At 72.0% G+C, this 18,514-nt stretch carries 18 protein-coding genes and 1 tRNA gene; 11 read left to right on the top strand and 8 right to left on the bottom strand.

The annotated features are described in order from the left end of the window. Positions 1-2 precede the first annotated feature (2 nt). Positions 3-674, bottom strand: a complete 672-nt coding sequence (locus ACFY0I_RS17405; protein WP_388896029.1) for a DUF461 domain-containing protein — start codon at positions 672-674, stop codon at positions 3-5. 554 nt (positions 675-1,228) lie between these two features. Here ACFY0I_RS17405 and ACFY0I_RS17400 point away from each other — a divergent pair. The 6 genes from ACFY0I_RS17400 to ACFY0I_RS17375 all read left to right on the top strand — a co-directional run bounded on the left by ACFY0I_RS17400 (position 1,229) and on the right by ACFY0I_RS17375 (position 7,606). Beyond that, on the top strand, positions 1,229-1,711 hold the full coding sequence (locus ACFY0I_RS17400) for a CarD family transcriptional regulator (protein ID WP_003953493.1): 483 nt from the start codon (positions 1,229-1,231) through the stop codon (positions 1,709-1,711). Positions 1,712-1,945: 234 nt separating this feature from the next. Continuing rightward, the gene (ispD, locus tag ACFY0I_RS17395; RefSeq protein ID WP_388896027.1) at positions 1,946-2,692 is read left to right on the top strand and encodes a 2-C-methyl-D-erythritol 4-phosphate cytidylyltransferase; all 747 of its coding nucleotides are present in this window, start codon (positions 1,946-1,948) and stop codon (positions 2,690-2,692) included. After that, positions 2,682-3,188: a 2-C-methyl-D-erythritol 2,4-cyclodiphosphate synthase gene (gene ispF, locus ACFY0I_RS17390; protein WP_388896025.1), complete on the top strand. Its 507-nt coding sequence runs from the start codon at positions 2,682-2,684 to the stop codon at positions 3,186-3,188. Before ispD ends, ispF begins: the two co-directional genes overlap by 11 nt. A 195-nt stretch (positions 3,189-3,383) precedes the next feature. Beyond that, a complete protein-coding gene (gene cysS / locus ACFY0I_RS17385) occupies positions 3,384-4,784 on the top strand; it encodes a cysteine--tRNA ligase (RefSeq protein ID WP_388896023.1) in 1,401 nt (466 codons plus the stop codon). 91 nt (positions 4,785-4,875) lie between these two features. Continuing rightward, positions 4,876-5,847, top strand: coding sequence for a 23S rRNA (guanosine(2251)-2'-O)-methyltransferase RlmB (gene rlmB / locus ACFY0I_RS17380; protein WP_388896021.1), 972 nt, complete (start codon positions 4,876-4,878; stop codon positions 5,845-5,847). Between the two features lie 202 nt (positions 5,848-6,049). Continuing rightward, the gene (locus ACFY0I_RS17375; RefSeq protein WP_388896019.1) at positions 6,050-7,606 is read left to right on the top strand and encodes a DoxX family protein; all 1,557 of its coding nucleotides are present in this window, start codon (positions 6,050-6,052) and stop codon (positions 7,604-7,606) included. A gap of 192 nt (positions 7,607-7,798) precedes the next feature. Here ACFY0I_RS17375 and ACFY0I_RS17370 read toward each other — a convergent pair whose 3' ends face one another. The 4 genes from ACFY0I_RS17370 to ACFY0I_RS17355 form a co-directional block, all read right to left on the bottom strand. Beyond that, on the bottom strand, positions 7,799-8,569 hold the full coding sequence (locus ACFY0I_RS17370) for an NDP-sugar synthase (protein ID WP_388896017.1): 771 nt from the start codon (positions 8,567-8,569) through the stop codon (positions 7,799-7,801). An 80-nt stretch (positions 8,570-8,649) separates the two neighbouring features. Continuing rightward, positions 8,650-9,063, bottom strand: a complete 414-nt coding sequence (locus tag ACFY0I_RS17365; RefSeq protein ID WP_388896015.1) for a hypothetical protein — start codon at positions 9,061-9,063, stop codon at positions 8,650-8,652. Between the two features lie 239 nt (positions 9,064-9,302). Further along, complete coding sequence (locus ACFY0I_RS17360) at positions 9,303-10,394, bottom strand: ABC transporter ATP-binding protein (protein WP_388896013.1); 1,092 nt, start codon at positions 10,392-10,394, stop codon at positions 9,303-9,305. Between the two features lie 346 nt (positions 10,395-10,740). Next, positions 10,741-12,114, bottom strand: a complete 1,374-nt coding sequence (locus tag ACFY0I_RS17355; protein ID WP_388896011.1) for an RNA-guided endonuclease InsQ/TnpB family protein — start codon at positions 12,112-12,114, stop codon at positions 10,741-10,743. A gap of 159 nt (positions 12,115-12,273) precedes the next feature. On the opposite strand from ACFY0I_RS17355, the gene ACFY0I_RS17350 reads away from it, so the two are divergent. Further along, positions 12,274-12,351, top strand: a tRNA-Thr gene (locus ACFY0I_RS17350). Between the two features lie 84 nt (positions 12,352-12,435). Here the strand turns inward: ACFY0I_RS17350 and ACFY0I_RS17345 are convergent. Beyond that, positions 12,436-13,815 (bottom strand): NAD(P)/FAD-dependent oxidoreductase, encoded by a 1,380-nt coding sequence (locus tag ACFY0I_RS17345; protein ID WP_388896009.1) that lies wholly within the window; start codon positions 13,813-13,815, stop codon positions 12,436-12,438. 262 nt (positions 13,816-14,077) lie between these two features. On the opposite strand from ACFY0I_RS17345, the gene ACFY0I_RS17340 reads away from it, so the two are divergent. From ACFY0I_RS17340 to ACFY0I_RS17330, 3 genes are all read left to right on the top strand, one after another. Then, positions 14,078-14,767, top strand: coding sequence for a DsbA family protein (locus tag ACFY0I_RS17340; protein WP_388896007.1), 690 nt, complete (start codon positions 14,078-14,080; stop codon positions 14,765-14,767). Positions 14,768-14,807: 40 nt separating this feature from the next. Further along, positions 14,808-15,716, top strand: coding sequence for an aminoglycoside phosphotransferase family protein (locus ACFY0I_RS17335; protein ID WP_388896005.1), 909 nt, complete (start codon positions 14,808-14,810; stop codon positions 15,714-15,716). A gap of 76 nt (positions 15,717-15,792) precedes the next feature. Next, entirely contained in the window at positions 15,793-16,269 is a 477-nt protein-coding gene (locus ACFY0I_RS17330; RefSeq protein WP_388896003.1) for a GNAT family N-acetyltransferase, read from the top strand. A gap of 87 nt (positions 16,270-16,356) precedes the next feature. On the opposite strand, the gene ACFY0I_RS17325 is transcribed toward ACFY0I_RS17330, so the two are convergent. Next, complete coding sequence (locus ACFY0I_RS17325) at positions 16,357-16,911, bottom strand: hypothetical protein (protein ID WP_388896001.1); 555 nt, start codon at positions 16,909-16,911, stop codon at positions 16,357-16,359. A 226-nt stretch (positions 16,912-17,137) separates the two neighbouring features. Between ACFY0I_RS17325 and ACFY0I_RS17320 the strand changes: the two genes are divergently transcribed. After that, positions 17,138-17,818, top strand: coding sequence for a pentapeptide repeat-containing protein (locus ACFY0I_RS17320; RefSeq protein WP_388895999.1), 681 nt, complete (start codon positions 17,138-17,140; stop codon positions 17,816-17,818). A 102-nt stretch (positions 17,819-17,920) separates the two neighbouring features. Here the strand turns inward: ACFY0I_RS17320 and ACFY0I_RS17315 are convergent, their stop codons facing one another. Then, entirely contained in the window at positions 17,921-18,424 is a 504-nt protein-coding gene (locus ACFY0I_RS17315; RefSeq protein ID WP_388895997.1) for a hypothetical protein, read from the bottom strand. Positions 18,425-18,514: the final 90 nt, after the last annotated feature.

Here is an 18,514-nt window from a genome sequence, read left to right as displayed (position 1 = left end):
CCTCAGTGACCGGCGCTGTGCGAGGCGGAGCCGGACGGCTTGCCCGACGGCGCGCCCGCGGCACCCGACGGCGAACCGGACGGCGCGCCCGAGGGCGAGGGCGTCCCGGAGGCCGCGCCCGACGGGGAACCGGACGGGCTGGCGGACGGGGCCGCGGGGGCCTCGGTCGGCCCGTAGCCGGCGTACATGCCGGAGGCGGGCACGATGAACGCCTGGAGGGCGACGTCGCCGGTGCTGCTCAGGTCGAAGACGACCTCCTGCACGTTGCCGTCCTCGACGGCGGTGCGACCGCCCTCGATCACGGCGGAGGCGTTGCCCTTGCCGCCCAGCACCACGGAGCCGCCGGCCGGCACGGTGATCTTGCCGGAGCCCTCGGCGGCCTTCAGGACGACCTTGGACTTGCCACCCGTGAGGGTGATGCCCTCCAGGGTCTGCGGCTTCGTGCCGTTGTTGAAGACGGTCGCGGAGACGACGGCCGGGCCCTTCTTGTCCTTCTCCGCCTGGGTGATCACCAAGGCGTTCTGGATCTGGACGTCGCCCTTGGTGGTGGCGGCGTTGTCCGGCTTGATCTGGAGAGTCTGCGCGTCGTTGCCCGCACCGCACGCGGCGAGCGAAGCGATCGAGAACACGACGGCAGAAGCGGCGAGGGCGCCGCGTCGAAGGCTGCGGCTCACGGCGGCGGCAACTCCTAGGACGTACGGACGGAAGGGTGGACGCTCGGGACGGCCGAGGTAAAGCCGCCCTAAGGGTGTGTCAGCGCGCTTAGGTTACCGAGCCGCCGCCCCGGCCCCGCACCCGACCCTCCGCAGCGGGCGTACCGCCCTGGACGGCTCCGGCGATCTTGCATTCCGGATATCGCCGGCGGGCCGCCCGGTGATCAATTCCGGGATTCCGTCGAACGTGGCTCCGTGATCAATTTCGGATTGGGCCGGAACCCGCTCCGTACGGGTGGCCGCCAGTCGAACGGAGTACTTCGGTTTCCGACTCCCGAACCCGGCAAAACGGGACGTACGTCACTCCTGTGGACTCGTCCGCCAGGTGTAACGTGGTCGTTTCGCCCGGTCCGCACAACACCTCCGACCTGCGAATACCCCCTCCCGGAACCTCTTCGCAGCACGTTCGTGTCGCTGTTGTCAAGCCCCGAGATGTGCCCTGACCTGCGAAAACGCCATTCATAACAGTCAGTTCTCGTGTTACCCTGGATAGCCACGGAAGGGGTACCTGTCACATGACGTTCAAGGTTGGCGACACCGTGGTCTATCCCCATCACGGGGCCGCGCTGATCGAGGCCATCGAAACTCGCCAGATCAAAGGCGTGGACAAGACCTACTTGGTGCTCAAGGTCGCCCAGGGCGACCTGACGGTTCGTGTGCCTGCGGACAATGCGGAGTTCGTCGGCGTTCGCGACGTAGTCGGCCAGGACGGGCTGGACCGGGTCTTCGAGGTGCTCCGCGCACCGTACGCAGAAGAGCCGACGAACTGGTCCCGGCGCTACAAGGCAAATCTGGAGAAGCTCGCTTCTGGCGATGTCATCAAGGTCGCCGAAGTGGTGCGTGACCTGTGGCGTCGTGAGCGCGAGCGCGGACTCTCCGCGGGTGAGAAGCGCATGCTCGCGAAGGCTCGCCAGATTCTCGTCAGCGAGCTCGCGCTCGCGGAGAACACCAACGAGGACAAGGCTGAGGCCCTCCTCGACGAGGTTCTCGCGTCCTGACGCGAAAACCGTACACAGTTGTGCCGCGGTGCCCGATGACAAGCTCTCTCCTCCACGAGAGAGCTGTTGCCGGGCGCTGCGGCATGTCTGTACCCACACCTTTTTTCTTGGCGTGCCGGGTTCGGGCAGCCCTGCTCGACCGGTCGTCACGGAAGGGGCGAGGGGCGTCGCACCCGGCACGCTTCAGGCCATACCCATGTCGGCCGAAGTCACAAACCTGGCTCGGAGCTACTGATGTCTGACGAATCGCGTCCCCACCGCACGGCCGCGGTGATCCCGGCCGCCGGCCGCGGGGTACGCCTCGGCCCCGGTGCCCCCAAGGCCCTGCGGGCCCTCGGCGGGACGCCCATGCTCATCCACGCCGTCCGCGCCATGGCCCGCTCCCGCGCCGTGTCCCTCGTCGTGGTCGTCGCCCCCTCCGACGGGGCGGCCGAGGTGCGCCGGCTGCTCGACGAGCACGCGCTGCCCGACCGCACCGAGGTCCTGGTCGTCCCCGGCGGGGAGACCCGCCAGGAGTCCGTGCGCGCCGGCCTGGACGCGCTGCCGCACGACGTCACCTCCGTACTCATCCACGACGCGGCCCGGCCGCTCGTCCCCGTCGACACCGTGGACAGCGTCATCGAGGCGGTGCGCGACGGCGCGCCCGCCGTCGTCCCCGCGCTGCCGCTGGCCGACACCGTCAAGGAGGTCGAGCCGGGCGGGCCGGGCGAGCCCGAGCCGGTCGTCGCCACGCCCGAGCGCGCCCGGCTGCGCGCCGTCCAGACCCCCCAGGGCTTCGACCTGGAGACCCTGCTGCGCGCGCACCGGGAGATCGCCGTCCTCGGGGAGGGCGCGACCGACGACGCCGGCATGGTGGAACGCCTCGGAATCACCGTCGTGACCGTCCCCGGCCACGAAGAGGCCTTCAAGGTCACCCGTCCGCTCGACCTCGTCCTCGCCGAGGCCGTACTCGCCCGCAGGAGGGCCACCGATGCCTACTGATCCCGCCGCCGCGCCCCTGATGCCGCTCGTCGGCATCGGCACCGACGTGCACGCCTTCGAGGCGGGCCGGGAGCTGTGGTGCGCCGGTCTGCTGTGGGAGGGCGAGGACGGCCTCGCCGGGCACTCCGACGGGGACGTCGCCGCGCACGCCGCCTGCGACGCCCTCTTCTCCGCCGCCGGCGTCGGCGACCTCGGGGCGCACTTCGGCACCTCCCGACCGCAGTGGTCCGGCGCTTCCGGCGTCACCCTTCTGGCGGAAGCCGCGCGCATCGTCCGGGCCGAGGGCTTCGAGATCGGCAACATCGCCGTCCAGGTGATCGGTGTCCGCCCGAAGATCGGCAAGCGGCGCGAAGAAGCGCAGAAGGCGCTCTCGGCCGCCGCGGGCGCCCCCGTCTCGGTGTCCGGCACCACCACCGACGGCCTCGGCCTCACCGGCCGGGCCGAAGGGCTCGCGGCCATCGCCACCGCCCTCGTCCACCGGACGAGCCGGGCCTGAGTCCGGGCCCCGCCCGGATGGGTGTCCGGCCGGTGCCGTGCCCGGGCGGCGGCGGAGCGCGGCCGGCACCAACCGGGAAAACCGCCCGTACGGGACTCCGTACGCGCCCCCCGCGCGCCACCGCGGCGACAAAGCCCACCCCCGGGTCCCCAAAGGGTCGCGGGGCACTGCTAGAGGCGCACTACCCTGGATGCCGTGACTATTCGCCTGTACGACACCAGCGCCCGGCAGATCCGTGACTTCACCCCGCTCGTTCCGGGCTGTGTCTCGATCTACCTCTGTGGCGCGACCGTGCAGGCCGCTCCGCACATCGGCCACATCAGGTCGGGCCTGAACTTCGACATGATGCGCCGTTGGTTCGCGTACCGCGGCTACGACGTGACCTTCATCCGCAACGTCACGGACATCGACGACAAGATCATCGCGAAGTCCGCCGAGCAGCGCCGCCCCTGGTGGTCCATCGGCTACGACAACGAGCGCGCCTTCAACGACGGCTACTCCGCCCTCGGCTGCCTCCCGCCCACCTACGAGCCCCGCGCGACCGGACACGTCACCGAGATGGTCGAGATGATGCGCGGGCTCATCGAGCGCGGTCATGCCTACGAGTCCGAGGGCAACGTCTACTTCGACGTGAAGTCCTTCCCGGGCTACCTCTCGCTGTCCCGCCAGGAACTCGACAACATCCGCCAGCCGGAGAGCACCGGCGAGACCGGCAAGCGCGACGCGCGCGACTTCGCCATGTGGAAGTCCGTCAAGCCCGGCGAGCCGTCCTGGGAGACGCCCTGGGGTCGGGGCCGTCCCGGCTGGCACCTCGAATGCTCCGCCATGGCGCACAAGTACCTCGGCGAGGCCTTCGACATCCACGGCGGCGGCCTGGACCTGATCTTCCCGCACCACGAGAACGAGATCGCCCAGGCGAAGGCCTTCGGCGACGAGTTCGCGAACTACTGGGTCCACAACGCCTGGGTCACCATGTCCGGCGAGAAGATGTCCAAGTCCCTCGGGAACTCGGTCCTCGTCTCCGAGATGGTCAAGCAGTGGCGCCCGATCGTGCTGCGCTACTACCTCGGCACCCCGCACTACCGGTCGATGATCGAGTACAGCGAGGAGGCGCTGCGCGAGGCGGAGTCCGCCTTCGCCCGCATCGAGGGCTTCTACCAGCGCGTCATCGAGAAGGCGGGCGGTCCCGTCGAGGCCGCGGCCGAGGTGCCGCCGGCCTTCGCGGAGGCGATGGACGACGACCTGGGCGTCCCGCAGGCGCTCGCCATCGTCCACACCACCGTCCGCCAGGGCAACAGCGCGCTCGCCGCCGACGACAAGGACGCGGCGATCGCGCGCCTGTCGGAGGTACGGGCCATGCTGGCCGTGCTCGGCCTGGACCCGCTCGACCCGCACTGGGCCGGCGAGTCCGACCGCGGCGAGGACCTCCACGGCGCCGTGGACACCCTCGTACGCCTCGTCCTGGAGCAGCGCGAGTCCGCCCGGGCCCGCAAGGACTGGGCGACCGCCGACGCGATCCGCGACCAGCTCCAGCAGTCCGGTCTGGTCGTCGAGGACAGCCCGACCGGTCCGCGCTGGACGCTCGGCCCCCGCTGAGCCGGAGCAGCCCGACTGTGCCGCCCGGCGCTCCGGGCGGCACACTCTTCATACGTACATATCGCAGCATCAACGAAAACAGGTAGAGGTCATGGCCGGGAACAGCCAGCGCAGGAACCGCCGCACGTCCAACAAGAAGGGCGCCACGGTCGGTAGCGGTGGCCAGCGGCGCCGGGGCCTGGAAGGCAAGGGCCCCACCCCCAAGGCCGAGGACCGCAAGAAGCACAAGGCCAACCGCATCAGCAACGCCATCGCCCGCCAGGCCGCCAAGCGCCGCCCGGCGCCGCGCCGCGGCGGCCCCAAGGGCACCAGCGAGATGGTCGTCGGTCGCAACCCGGTCTTCGAGGCGCTGCGCGACGGCGTCCCCGCCACCACCCTCTACGTCCAGCAGTTCATCGACAACGACGAGCGCGTCCGCGAGGCCCTCCAGCTCGCCGCCGCGCGCGGCAACATCAACCTGATGGAAGCCCCGCGCCCCGAGCTCGACCGGATGACCAACGGGCTCAACCACCAGGGCCTGGTCCTCCAGGTCCCGCCGTACGAGTACGCGCACCCGGAGGACCTCACGGCCGCCGCGTACGACAACGGTGAGGACCCGCTGATCGTCGCCCTCGACGGCGTCACCGACCCGCGCAACCTCGGCGCCATCGTCCGCTCCGTCTCCGCCTTCGGCGGCCACGGCGTGGTCATCCCCGAGCGCCGCGCCGCCGGCATGACCGCCGGTGCCTGGAAGACCTCGGCCGGCACCGCCGCCCGCACCCCGGTCTCCCGCGTCACCAACCTGACCCGCGCCCTCCAGGACTACAAGAAGGCCGGCATCACCGTCGTCGGCCTCGCCGCCGAGGGCGAGCACACGGTCAACGACCTCGAGCAGCTCGCCGGCCCCGTCGTCATCGTCGTCGGCTCCGAGGGCAAGGGCCTCGGCCGCCTCGTCGGCGAGAACTGCGACTACCTGGTGCGCATCCCGATGCCGGGTGGCGCCGAGTCGCTGAACGCCGGCGTCGCCGCGGGCGTCGTCCTCTACGAGGCGGCCCGCCGCCGCGCCGACCGCGGTCGCGCCTGATCGAGGACCGGGTCCGATCCCGGATCGGACCCGACGGCCGGGCGGGCCGCACCCGTCCGCCCGGCTTGATCCACTTGGCTCACGGGAAGTGACCCGTGAGCGTGTCGCCCCGCCCGATCCGGGCGGGGCGACTTGATCTTGACGGGTCTCGGACAGATCCCTGATGTCAAGGCAGTGTCCTAAACACTGATCACTCGGTTAGATGAGTGTGGACACCAGAACGTCAGGGTTCGACGACCAGCCCGCGCTGAGCATGGTCAAGGTGCCGTGCGACCCCGCACAGGTCATCGTCAACCACGCCAGCTTCCGCGTGCGGCTCGCACCGAGCCCGAGCGCGCGTTCCAAGCCCGCGAATGCCCCCGGCCGCGCGCCCGTCCTCGGCGTCGCCGCGGCGGCCGCCGTCGGAGCCCGTCGCCGCCGGGCCCCCGTCGTGTGGAGCGGCAGGTCCGCCCCCGGCGACGCCGCCGCGACGGGCGGCCTGCTCCAGGCCGTACGGGAGTCAGGCCGCGGCCACGACGACTACGACGGCGGCGCCACCCAGGTCATCCCGCGCGTGGACCTGGACCACGACCTCGCCGAGGACACCCTCGCCACGCCGACCGTCATCGGTCAGCGCAGCTACGGGGACCCCGAGGAGACCCGCCCGCTGGCCGCCGTACGGGACCTGCCGCGCGAGCCGTACGCGCCGCGGCACCCCGGCGGCGACCCGGACGGCGACTCCCGACGGGCCGGTGACGCCCGCGGCCAGGCCTCCTACTACCCCGGCCGCCGCATGAACCTCGGCGTCGTGCTGCTCCCGCTGCGCGTCTTCCTCGGGTTCATCTGCATCTACGCCGGCATGGGCAAGCTGTGCGACCCCGTCTACTTCGACGGCGGCGAACGCGGCTCCATGGTCACCTGGCTCCAGACGCTGCATCCCTGGGCGCTGGCGGAGCCGCTGCGCGACTTCGCGCTGGCGCACCCGGTGGGCGCGGGGCTGACCGTGGCGTTCCTCCAGGTGATCGTGGGCGTCCTGACGGTCTTCGGGCTGTGGCAGCGGTTCGCCGCCTGCATCGGGGCGCTGCTGTCCGCCGCGCTGCTGATGACGGTGAGCTGGAAGACCGTCCCCGCCTACGACGCGCCCGACATCATCTACCTGGCCGCCTGGAGCCCGCTGATCATCGCGGGCGCGCCCGTCTACTCCCTCGACGGGCGGCTCGCGGGCGAGGCCTGGCGCACGCTGGGCCCGCGTTCGGAGATCTGGCGGCTGCGGCGCCGGGTGCTGCGGCGCGGGGCCGTCATGGCCACCGTCGTGTGCGGGCTCACCCTGCTCGTCGGCTCCCTGCTCGGCGGGGCGGTCCGGTCCTCCACCGTCGTCACCGTGCCCGGGCCGGGGCAGGCGCCGAGCAACTACCTCCCCGGTACGCCGCTGCCGAAGGCCTCGGTCAAGCAGTCCGAGCCGGTGCGGGGGCAGCAGCCGTCGAGGCAGGCCGCGTCGCCGTCGGCGGCGCCGTCCGCGGCGGCCTCGAAGCCGGCCCGGAGCGGCAGCAGCGGGGCGCCGGTGCGCGAGAGCGCCGGTACGGGCGCCGGCACCCCCTCCGCCACCAGGGGCGGCGGTACGGGCAGCGGGCAGGCCCCGCGCAGCAGCGCCCCGAAGCAGTCCACCCCGCAGAAGCCGCCGACCACGTCCTCGGGGAACCGCCCCGAGAGCGGCAGCGGCGGTGGCGGCGGGGACACCCCGACGAAGAAGCCGGGGTTGGTGGGCGGGCTCCTGGGCTGATCGCCCGGGTCGGTCGGTACGCAGGTCAGGTTCGGTCCCGAGGGCCCGGTGCGCGAGGAGCGCGCCGGGCCCTTCGGTGTGCCGGGAGCGGGCAGGCGTACGCGGGGGCGGTGTATGGGCCCGGGGCGGCGTGCGTGGGTCGGGGTACGGGCCCGGGGCGCGGCGGAGTGGGGGGTCGGGGCGTCCGGGGGCTCAGGAGGCGTTCTGGGCGGCCAGCTCGCGCGCGGCCTCGGTGAGGTCCTTGACGGTGTCGATCGCCCGCCAGTAGGCCCCCTGGGGCAGCGGGTAGCCCGCGAGGCGGCGCTCGCGGGCGAGGCGGGGGAACGTCGTCCGCTCGTGGTCACCCAAGTCGGGCAGCAGCGCGGTGAATTCGGGGGAGAAGACGTACACCCCGGCGTTGACCGGATAGGGCGACGGCGGCGCCTCGATGAAGTCGAGCACCTGCCCGTACTCGTTGGTCTCCACGACCCCCCACGGGATCCGCGGCCGGGCGAGCGCCAGGGTGGCCACGGCGCCGCGTTCGGCGTGGAAGGCGGCCATGTCGCGCAGCGGGAAGCGGGTCCACACGTCGCCGTTCGTGGCGTACCAGGGGCGGTCGGCGTGCGGCAGCCGGCGGGCCGCGTACTTGAGGCCGCCACCGCGTCCCAGCGGCTGCTCCTCGACGACGGTGGTCACCCGCAGCGGCAACTCGGCCTGCGCCAGCCACTCCTGGAGCACCTGCGCGAGGTGCCCGCAGGAGACGACGGCGTCGGTGACCCCTTCCGCCGCGAGCCAGGCCAGTTGATGCCCGATGATCGGCAGGCCCGTCCCCGGGATCTCGACCATGGGCTTCGGCCGGTCGTCCGTGTACGGACGCAGCCGCGAACCCTGGCCGCCCGCCAGGACGACCGCCTGGGTGGGTGAGGCCGGGAACGCGGCCGCGAGGTCGGTGGATCGGGGAGGTGCGGGGGAGACGTCGCTCATGGCCGTCAGCGTAGGGACGGCCCCTGCCCCGGCGGTGGCAGGCGCGGCGGACGTGTCGAAGAGCGCGGGCGCGGGTGGGGTCAGCCCATGGAGGCGACGCCGGTCGCGTACGCGGTGTCGCAGACGGGACGCGCGAAGGACTGGGCCTTCGTGGGTCCGTACGCCTCCACCGCGGCCCGGCCCAGGGCACGCGCGATGCCCACGCAGTGCGCGGCGAGCGACGGCCGACGGTCCACCTCCTGCTGGAGGTGCGTGAGGACGGCGCCCGGCTCCTGGCCCTGCTGGAGCTCGCCGAGCAGCTTGTCGCGCAGGAGGTCCTGGGCGGCGCGCGGCTTGGCGGGGACGGACACGTCCTCGGCGGAGGCGGTGAGGATCTGGGAAGGGGTGTTGTCCGCCCAGGGGACCATCGTGACCGCGAGGGTCCCGGACAGGACCAGGACGACGGGCAGGACCAGGGCGAGGGAACGGCCGATACGGCGGGCAGTGTGGGTCACGAGGGCGAGAGTAGCGCTCGGTGAAGATTTGGCGACATTTAGTCACCCTGTCGGGGGATGGTTCGACGTGGCTTTTCGAATATGGGGTTGACGGATGCGGCCGAATGGCCCGGTCTGCCGGGGTTTGGCGCGGGGTTGGTGCGGGGGCGGCGGCAACTGCCGAAGAAGGGGCGCCCCTTGGCGGGGCGCCCCTTCGGGTTTCGGTTACCGCGACCGGGTTTCGGTTGCGGCGACGGGTGTCAGCCGGAGAGGCGGGCGCCCGAGGAGGTCGAGAACACGTGGATCTCGTCGGCGCGCGGCACGATGTGCAGCGTCGAGCCCTTCTCCGGGACCTGCCGTCCGCCGACGCGCACGACGATGTCCTTCGCCTTGTCGGCGCCGACCGCGGCGCTGCCGTAGACGTAGCCGTCGGCGCCGAGTTCCTCGACGACGTTCACGGTGATGGTCAGGCCGCCGGTGTCACCGATGTCGAAGTGCTCGGGACGCACGCCGACCGTGACCGTGCGGTCGCCCGCGTCGGCGGCGGCGGACAGCGCCTCGCGCGACACCGGCACGATGCTGTCGCCGAACTTCACGCCGCCCTCGGCGATCGGAACCTCGACGAGGTTCATGGCGGGCGAGCCGATGAACCCGGCGACGAAGAGGTTCGCGGGGCGGTCGTACATGTTGCGCGGGGTGTCGACCTGCTGGAGCAGACCGTCCTTGAGGACCGCGACGCGGTCGCCCATCGTCATGGCCTCCACCTGGTCGTGGGTGACGTAGACCGTGGTGATGCCGAGGTCGCGCTGGAGGGCGGCGATCTGCGTACGGGTCGACACGCGGAGCTTGGCGTCGAGGTTCGACAGCGGCTCGTCCATGAGGAAGACCTGCGGCTTGCGGACGATCGCGCGGCCCATGGCGACGCGCTGGCGCTGGCCGCCGGAGAGGGCCTTCGGCTTGCGGTCGAGGTAGGTGGTGAGGTCGAGCATCTTCGCCGCGTCCTCGACCTTGCGGCGGATGGTCGCCTTGTCCTCGCCGGCGATCTTGAGCGCGAAGCCCATGTTGTCGGCGACGGTCATGTGCGGGTACAGCGCGTAGTTCTGGAACACCATCGCGATGTCCCGGTCCTTGGGCGGCAGGTGCGTGACGTCGCGGTCACCGATGCGGATGGCGCCGCCGTTGACGTCCTCCAGGCCCGCGAGCATGCGCAGGGAGGTGGACTTGCCGCAGCCGGAGGGGCCGACGAGGACGAGGAACTCGCCGTCCTCGATCTCCAGCTCCAGCTGGTCGACGGCGGGCTTGTCGCCGCCGGGGTACAGACGGGTCGCCTTGTCGAAAGTGACAGAAGCCATGGTGATGAATCCCTTCTACCGGCAGGAACGTGCCGGACGATCCGAGTGGAAGGTCTAGTCCAGTGTCCTGGACTCCGCCCGACGCTACCTGGCGCCGGGCCTCCTGTCAGCACCCGTGTGCGGTGACTTCGTACGCTGTGCGATCCGTCGGAGCGGGGGGTCCCCTCTGGCCCGTCGGAGGCCAGAGCGACGCGCTTTTGACCTCGGTGCCGCCCTCGCGAGCGACGTTTCCTGCTTCACCGCCCGCTGCCGCGCGGCGCATCCCTGAAGGATGCGCCGGGAGGACTTACGCAGACTCCACAGGCATGGAAACCGACGGCCCGTCGGCCTGTTGCTCGTCCACGGCCTACGCGGCCGCGACGCATTCGGGTAGGTCTGATGCGCGGATGACCGGGGGTGGAGTCCTATCGGGTGGCAGCGCCATCGCCACCAGCCAGTACAGTCGCAACCCCTCGTCCCGGAGGTTCAAGGCGGCGTTTCCGTCACGGTCGTGGACGGCTCCGCACGCTGCGCACGTCCACGACCGGACGGACAGATCGAGCTGCTCGCCCTTGGTGTGGCAGGCGGAGCAGAGTCGGGTGGAGGGGAAGAACCGGTCGACGACGACCAGGGTGCGCCCGTACCAGGCCGTCTTGTACCGGAGCATGTCGAGGAGCGTGCCCCACGAGGCATCGATGATCGCGTTTCTCAGCTTGACCGATCGCATGAGGTTGGCGACGCCCAGGTCTTCCACCACGAGCACTTGGTTCTCGCGCACGAGGCGGGTGGTGAGCTGGTCGAGGCCGTCCTTCCGGACATCACTGATCAAGGCGTACAGCTTGGCGATCTTGGCACGTGTCCTGTCGCGGTTGCTCGATCCCCTTTGTTTGCGGTGCAGCTCCTTTTGGAGCCGGGACAGCTTCTTCTCGTACTTCTTCAGCAGCCGTGGGTGGTCCACGGTGCCGCCGTCATCGAGGGTGACCAGGGAGATCAGTCCCAGATCGATCCCGACGGCCTTCGGAGCATGGCTACCGGGGACGAACGCGGTGGGCAACTGCGCGATCCGCTCCTCGACGAGGCAGAGGACGAAGAAGCGACCGGCGCGGTCACGGGTCACCGTCAGCTTTACCGGCGTGCCCCCGGCGGGCAGCGGGCGGGACCAATGAACATCCAGTGGTTCCGTCTGCTTCGCCAAGGCGATGAGCCCCGTACCGGGCCGCTCGGGGTTCTCGTGCCAGCGGAAGCCGGTGCGGACGTACGTCGCCGAGTCCCGTGACCGGTGCTTGCGCTTCGGCTTCGGGTACTTCGCTGCGCCCTTGAAGAAGCGGGTGAACGCGGAATCGAGGTGGCGGAGCGACTGCTGGAGCACGGTCGACGAGATCTCCTGGAGCCACGAGGTTTTCGGGGCGTGGCGCCAACCGGTCAACGCCCGGGAGGTCTCGGCGAAGCCGAGGGAAACACGGTGCTCCTCCCAGGCCTTCACTCGTAGGGCCAGTCCCTCGTTGTAGACCCACCGGCAGGCGCCGAACGTCTGTAGCAACTGCTCGGCCTGCGGTTCGGTGGGGTAGAAGCGGTAGCGGTACACCCGCTGTTGTGTGCCCGGCACCTTCGCCCGGGCAGTGAGGGGCTTGGTGCCGCGCTGCTGGTGTTTGCGCTGATCGGGGATGCCCAGGACCTCGCGCTTCAGGCGCTTGGCTTCGACACCCGTGACGCGCTTCTTCTGCTCCGCGGCTTCGGCCACGAGCCCTCCCACCCCTACGGTCCGATAGTCGGACGTGCACTTCAGTACGTAGAACGAACTGGCGGGCGAGGGGTTACGGGGGTCGGAAAGTTCTTCGCGGCGAGGTCTGGCGCCTGTGTAGAGTGAAGGCGATTCTGTGCGCTGCGCAGCGTCACATGTGCCCCCTTAGCTCAGTCCGGCCAGAGCACTCCACTTGTAATGGAAAGGTCGTCGGTTCGAATCCGACAGGGGGCCCCATCCCAGGTCAGAGGCTTGTGGACCAAGGGGATTCGTACGGAAGCGGAAGGCCCCGGGTGATCACCCGGGGCCTTTGGTGTGCCCTCAGTGGCGGCCCGAGATGCGGTTGGCCAGGTGGGCCAGGGGGGTCGTCGTGGGGCGGTGGGTGGCGGTTTCGTGGCGGTCCGCTTCGCGGTAGGCGGCGTACAGGGCCTGGACGCCGAGCCAGCGGAAGGGTTCCGGTTCCCAGCGGCGGACGCGGTGGTTGACCCAGGGCAGCGAGGTCAGGTCCGTCGGGTTCTCCAGGACCAGGTCGCGCAGGGTGCGGGCGGCGAGGTTGGCGGTGGCGACGCCGGAGCCGACGTAGCCGCCGGCCAGGCCGAGGCCGGTGGTGCGGTCCAGGGAGACGGTGGCGCACCAGTCGCGGGGCACGCCGAGGACGCCGGACCAGGCGTGGGTGATCTCCGTACCGGTGAGCTGGGGGAAGAAGGACGTGAGGAGGGAGGTCAGGGCGGTGATCGTGGCCGGCTGGGTGCGGCCGTCGTGGTCGGTGCGCGAGCCGTAGCGGTACGGGACCCCGCGACCGCCGATCGCGATGCGGTCGTCGGCGGTGCGTTGGGCGTACATGTACGCGTGGGCCATGTCGCCGATCACCTCGCGCCCCGACCATCCGAGGGAGGCCCACACCTCCGCCGGGAGCGGGGCCGTGGCGATCATCGAGGAGTTCATCGGGAGCCAGGTGCGCTTCTGGCCCTTGAGGGCCGCGGTGAAGCCCTCGGTGCAGCGCAGGACGAAGGGGGCGCGGACCGTGCCGTACGGGGTGACGGCGCGGCGGGGCGCGATCTCCGTGACGGGGGTCGACTCGTGGATGACGACCCCGAGGCGTTCGCAGGCGGCGGCGAGGCCCTTGACCAGTTTCAGCGGGTGGACGCGGGCGCCGTGCGGGGTCCAACTGGAGCCGACGGCGTCGGCGATGTCGACGCGGGCCCGGGTGGCGGTGGCGTCGTGGAACGCGCGGTCGGTCTCGCCGAAGCCGAGCTCGGCGGTGTGGAAGGCCCTGAGGCGGGTGAGTTGGGCGGGGCTGCGGGCGACTTCGAGGACGCCGCCGCGGTGGACGTCGGCGTCGATGCCCTCCTTGGCGGTGATGTCGATGACCTCGGTGACGGTGTCGTTCATGGCCTGCTGGAGGCGGAGCGCGGCCTGGTGGCCGTGCAGTTCGGCGTACCGGTCGCGGCCGGCGATGCCGTTGTAGAGCCAGCCGCCGTTGCGGCCGGAGGCGCCGTAGCCGCAGAACTTCTGCTCCAGGACGGTGACGCGCAGGTCGGGCGCGGACGTCTTCAGGTAGTAGGCCGTCCACAGGCCGGTGTAGCCGCCGCCGACGATGACGACGTCGGCGGTGGCGTCGCGGGTGAGGGGGGCGCGGGCCGGTTGGGGGGCGGTGGTGTCCGTCGCGTACCAGAAGGAGATGCCGCCGTTGATCGTCATGGGGGAGTTGGTACACGGGGTGCCGGTGGGGTGTCCAGGGTCGGGGTGTCGTGATGCGGGACGTTTTTCCGGGCCGAATGACCCATGCGGGTGGGGCGGGAGGGGCCGTAGGGTGCGGTGGGTGGTTTGTGGAGTTTGGCGACTTTTGTGGCCCTGGGGCGGCTGCGTGTCGGCGCGTTGGCGTGTCGGCGGGCGGGCGCGGGGCTCGGTGCGGAGAGGTTCGGTCGTGGGCATGCGTGGCGCGGGGCGTGCGGGGAGGTGCGTGACGGCCGTTGCCGCCGCGGCCCTGCTGGGTACGGCGGTGGCCGGCTGCGGCGGGAGCGGCGGGGGCGGCGACGGGGCCCCGGCGGCCGCGGCCGTCGTACGGACGAGCCCGATCGCGGAGCGGCTCGCGAAGCTGCCCGCGGCCGTGGACGGGCCGAAGGTGGTCGTGGGCAGGGCGGACGCGCCGCGCACCGTGCAGGTCCTGGTGGATCCGTGGTGCGGGTACTGCGCGAAGTTCGAGGCGGCCGGCGGCGAGACGCTGCTCAAGCTCGCGGACGAGGGCAAGGTGCGCGTCGAGTACCTGCTGGCCTCCTTCCTCGACGGGGACGGGGCGAGCGGCTCGACCAAGGCGGTGAACGCGATGCGGGCGTCGGTGGAGGCGGGGAAGTTCGCCGAGTACCAGGCGGCGGTCTTCGCGAGCCGGCCGAAGGGGGCGTTCACCGACGAACTCCTGCTGCGCATCGCGGACCGGGTGCCGGGACTGCGCGGTCCGGACTTCGACCGGGCGGTGCGGCAGGCCACGTACGCGGGGTGGGTCGGCGAGGCGGAGAAGGCCTTCGAGGCGACGGGCATGCGGGGGACCCCGGCGGTGCTGGTCGACGGGAAGCCGTTCGGCGCGAAGGACGGGTCGATGTTCGACGCGGGCGCCTTCGCGCGCACGCTGGCGGCGGCCGGCATCGGGGACTGATGCGCCCCGCCGGCCGGCGGGCACGCCCTAGGCTCGGGACATGGTGGAGATTCCGGACGGGTTCGTGGCGGCGCAGCTCCGCGACAACGGCGTGGCGGGGCGGGAGTTCGTCGAGGGGCTACCGGCGCGGGCGGCCGGGTTCCTGGAGCGGTGGGAGCTACGCCGCACCGGGCCCGGGATGTACGGGGCGACGGCCCTGGTGCTCCCGGTGGAGCGCGCGGACGGCACCCCGGCGGCGCTGAAGCTGCCGGCACCGGACGAGGAGAGCGAGGGCGAGCCCCTCGCGCTGCGGACGTGGGCCGGGCGGGGCTGCGTACGGCTGTGGGAGCACGACGAGTCCACGGGGACGATGCTGCTGGAGCGCCTCGACGAGGGCCGACCCCTGTCGGGGCTCGCCGAGCGGGACTCCCGGGCGGCCGTGCGGGTCATCGGGGAACTCCTGGGCCGGCTGACGTCCGTACCGGCCCCCGCGGGACTGCGCGGCCTGGACGGGATCGCGGCGCGCATGCTGGACGAGGCACCCCGGGCGGCGGGCCTGTTGGCCGATCCGCGGGACCGGCGGCTGCTGCTCGACTGCGCGGCGGCGGTCGCGGAGGTGGCGGGCGAACCGGGTGACCGGCTGCTGCACTGGGACCTGCACTTCGACAACGTCCTGGGTGCGGGTGCGGGCGTCCGCGAACCGTGGCTGGCGATCGATCCGAAGCCGCTGGCGGGAGACCCCGGCTTCGAGTTGCTGCCGTCGATCGTGAACAACTTCCGTGCGGAGGAAGTGCGGTGGCGCTTCGACCTGCTGACGGAGGTGGTCGGCCTCGACCGGGAGCGGGCGCGCGCCTGGACGTTGGGACGGGTGCTGCAGAACTGCCTGTGGGAGGTGGAGGACGGCGAGGACGAACTGCCCGACCGGGAAGCCCTGGTGGCGCGTGCGCTGCTGGGGCGGGGGGAGCGGTGAGCGAACCCGTCAACGGGCAGTCCGGGCTCCCGGCCGGCCCGGACCGCCGCCGAGGGGGGCGACCTAGGCTGACCGCATGATCCGTGACGCCGAAATCGCCGATGTCCCCGTCATCCACGCCATGATCCGTGAGCTCGCCGCGTACGAGAAGGTCCCGCACGAGGCGCGTGCGTCCGAGGAACAGCTGCGCGAGGCCCTCTTCGGGGCGCGCCCGGCGGCCTTCGCGCACATCGCGGAAGCGGAGGACGGGGAGCCCGTCGGCTTCTCGGTGTGGTTCCTGAGCTTCTCGACGTGGCGCGGGGTCCACGGCATCTACCTGGAGGACCTGTACGTACGCCCTTCCGCGCGCGGCGGCGGCCACGGCAAGGCCCTGCTCGCCGAACTGGCGCGCACGTGCGTGGAGCGCGGGTACGCGCGCCTGGAGTGGTCGGTCCTGAAGTGGAACGCGCCGACGATCGCGTTCTACGAGTCCCTGGGCGCGCGCCCGCAGGACGAGTGGTCGGTGTACCGCCTGACGGACGACGGCCTGTACGACCTGGCCGGGGCGAAATGAGAGCGCCGAAGCTCTCGTGGGCCTGCTTCGGGTCCCGGGTGCGCGCGCCCGGGGAAGGTCGGGCCCCGTGCGGTGTGCGGTGCTGGTTCAGTCCTCGTGGGGGAACCGAGGCCGGGTCCAGAGGGTGAGGTCGCTGCTGGTCGCGACTGCCAGGGTGAGGCCGGTCGGGGAGAAGCCGGAGGCGCGCAGCTCCGAGCGGACGGAGTTCGCTCCGCCGTCGGCGGAGAGGATGACGCGTTCGTGGGGCCAGTCGGGGCTGACGACGTCCAGCGTCCAACCGTCCGGGGTGGTGCGGTGCAGACCACCGCCGAAGAGGCCGGCGACGCGGATCCCGGTGCCGGCGATCGGACCGAGTCCGGGGCAGGTGAGGTCCGGGTGTGCGTCGGGGGTGCGGGTGGCGGGGTCGGGATCCCGGTCGCGTGCGATCTTCTCGCCGGTGACCGCGTCGAGGAGTCCGTGCCCGGCACCGGAGACGACCATGACGAGGTCGTGTCCGGTGTCCGGATGGACCGCGAAGCCGATGCCGAGCAGGCCGCCGACGGGGATCCGGCGGTCCGGGACCGGCTGCCAGGGCGCCGGGGCGGGCATGACGGGGGCGGCGAGGTAGCGATCGCGTAGCCGCTGCTGGTACTCCGTGATCAACCTGTCTCCTCGGCCGTGGTTGTCGTGCTCGGCGGGCGAAGCGGGCGCGGCGCCGGGTGCCTCGCCGGCACGCGGCGCCGGGTGCCCCATCGGCGGCGCGTGCCGTGCGCTCAAGTGGAACGCACCGGCCGACGGAACGACGCACCGGGGCCCCGGGGGACGGGCCGCGCCGGGGCGGGTCGGGCGCCGGCCGTCGGGTGTCGGTGGGGTGGGTCAGGATGGGGGGATGGCACGTAGCGGTGGGCAGCGGCACGGGACGGTGAAGGCGGCGCGGCGGCCGGAGGTGAGGTTGCCCGAGCTGACGGCGTGGGACGGCGGTCCGCTGGAGCCGGACGGCGACTACGACGGGCTGGAGTTCGCCGACCTCGATCTGGCGGGCCAGGAGGGGTTCGGTGCCCGGTTCATGGACTGCGCGCTGCGACGGTGCGCGCTGGACGAGGCGGGGCTGGCGAAGGCGCGGTTCATGGACACGGTGCTGGACGGCGTCCGGGGCGTGGGCACCGACCTGTCGGAGGCCTCGTTGCGGGACGTGGAACTGCTGGACGCCCGCCTGGGCGGGGTGCAGTTGCACGGGGCGGTGCTGGAGCGGGTCCTCGTACGGGGCGGGAAGATCGACTACCTGAACCTGCGGAAGGCACGGCTCAAGGACGTGGTGTTCGAGGGCTGCGTGCTCGTCGAGCCGGATTTCGGGGGCGCGGTGCTGGAACGGGTCGGCTTCCGTGACTGCACGCTGCGCGGGGCCGACTTCAGCGCGGCCCGGATGAAGGACGTGGACCTGCGGGACGCCGCCGAACTGGGGATCGCGCGCGGGGTGGAGGCCCTGGCCGGAGCCGTGATCAGCCCGGCGCAGCTGTTCGACCTGGCCCCGGCCCTGGCGGCGCAGCTCGGGCTGCGGGTGGTGGGGTAGGGGCCGGCGTACGGGTGGGGGACGGCGTACCGGGGTCCGGCGTACGGGTCGGGCCGGCGTACCGGGGGTCCGGCGTACGGGTCGGGCCGGCGTACGGGTCGGTCAGGCCGGGACGCGGGGGAAGCGGGCCTGGAGGGTCCAGATGACCGGGTTGTCGGCGAGGCCGTCGTGCATGTCGACGAGGTCGGCGATCAGGTCGTGCAGGAAGTCGCGGGCCTCGCGACGCAGCAGGCGGTGGCTGAAGGTGATCGGGTCCTCTTCGGCCGCCATCCAGTCGGCCTCGATGTCGACCCAGCCGAAGCGGCGCTCGAAGAGCATCCGGTCCGCCGACTCGGTGAAGTCGAGCTCGGCGTACTGACGGTTGGCGGAGCGGCTGCCGCGCGGGTCCTCGTCGAGCTTCTCGACGATGTCGCAGAGCGCCCAGGCGAAGTCCAGGACGGGCACCCATCCCCAGGCTGTGGATACTTCCCGGTCCTTGTCGGTGTCGGCGAGGTAGACGTCACCGCAGAAGAGGTCGTGGCGCAGGGTACGGATGTCCGCCGACCGGTAGTCGGTCTGCGGGGGGTCCGGGAAGCGCCGGGAGAGGGAGTAGCCGATGTCGAGCACGTACCCGATGGTGTCACGGCTGCGGCTCCCCCGGCGCGCGGGTGGGGGCGGGGGCGTCGAGGGCGGTGGGGGCGGGGCCGGCGGGCCCCC

Source organism: Streptomyces sp. NPDC001568 (assembly GCF_042893755.1).
Lineage (GTDB): Bacteria > Actinomycetota > Actinomycetes > Streptomycetales > Streptomycetaceae > Streptomyces.
Note: the sequence above shows the minus strand (reverse complement) of the source record. Positions and strands in the feature narration are given on the sequence as shown.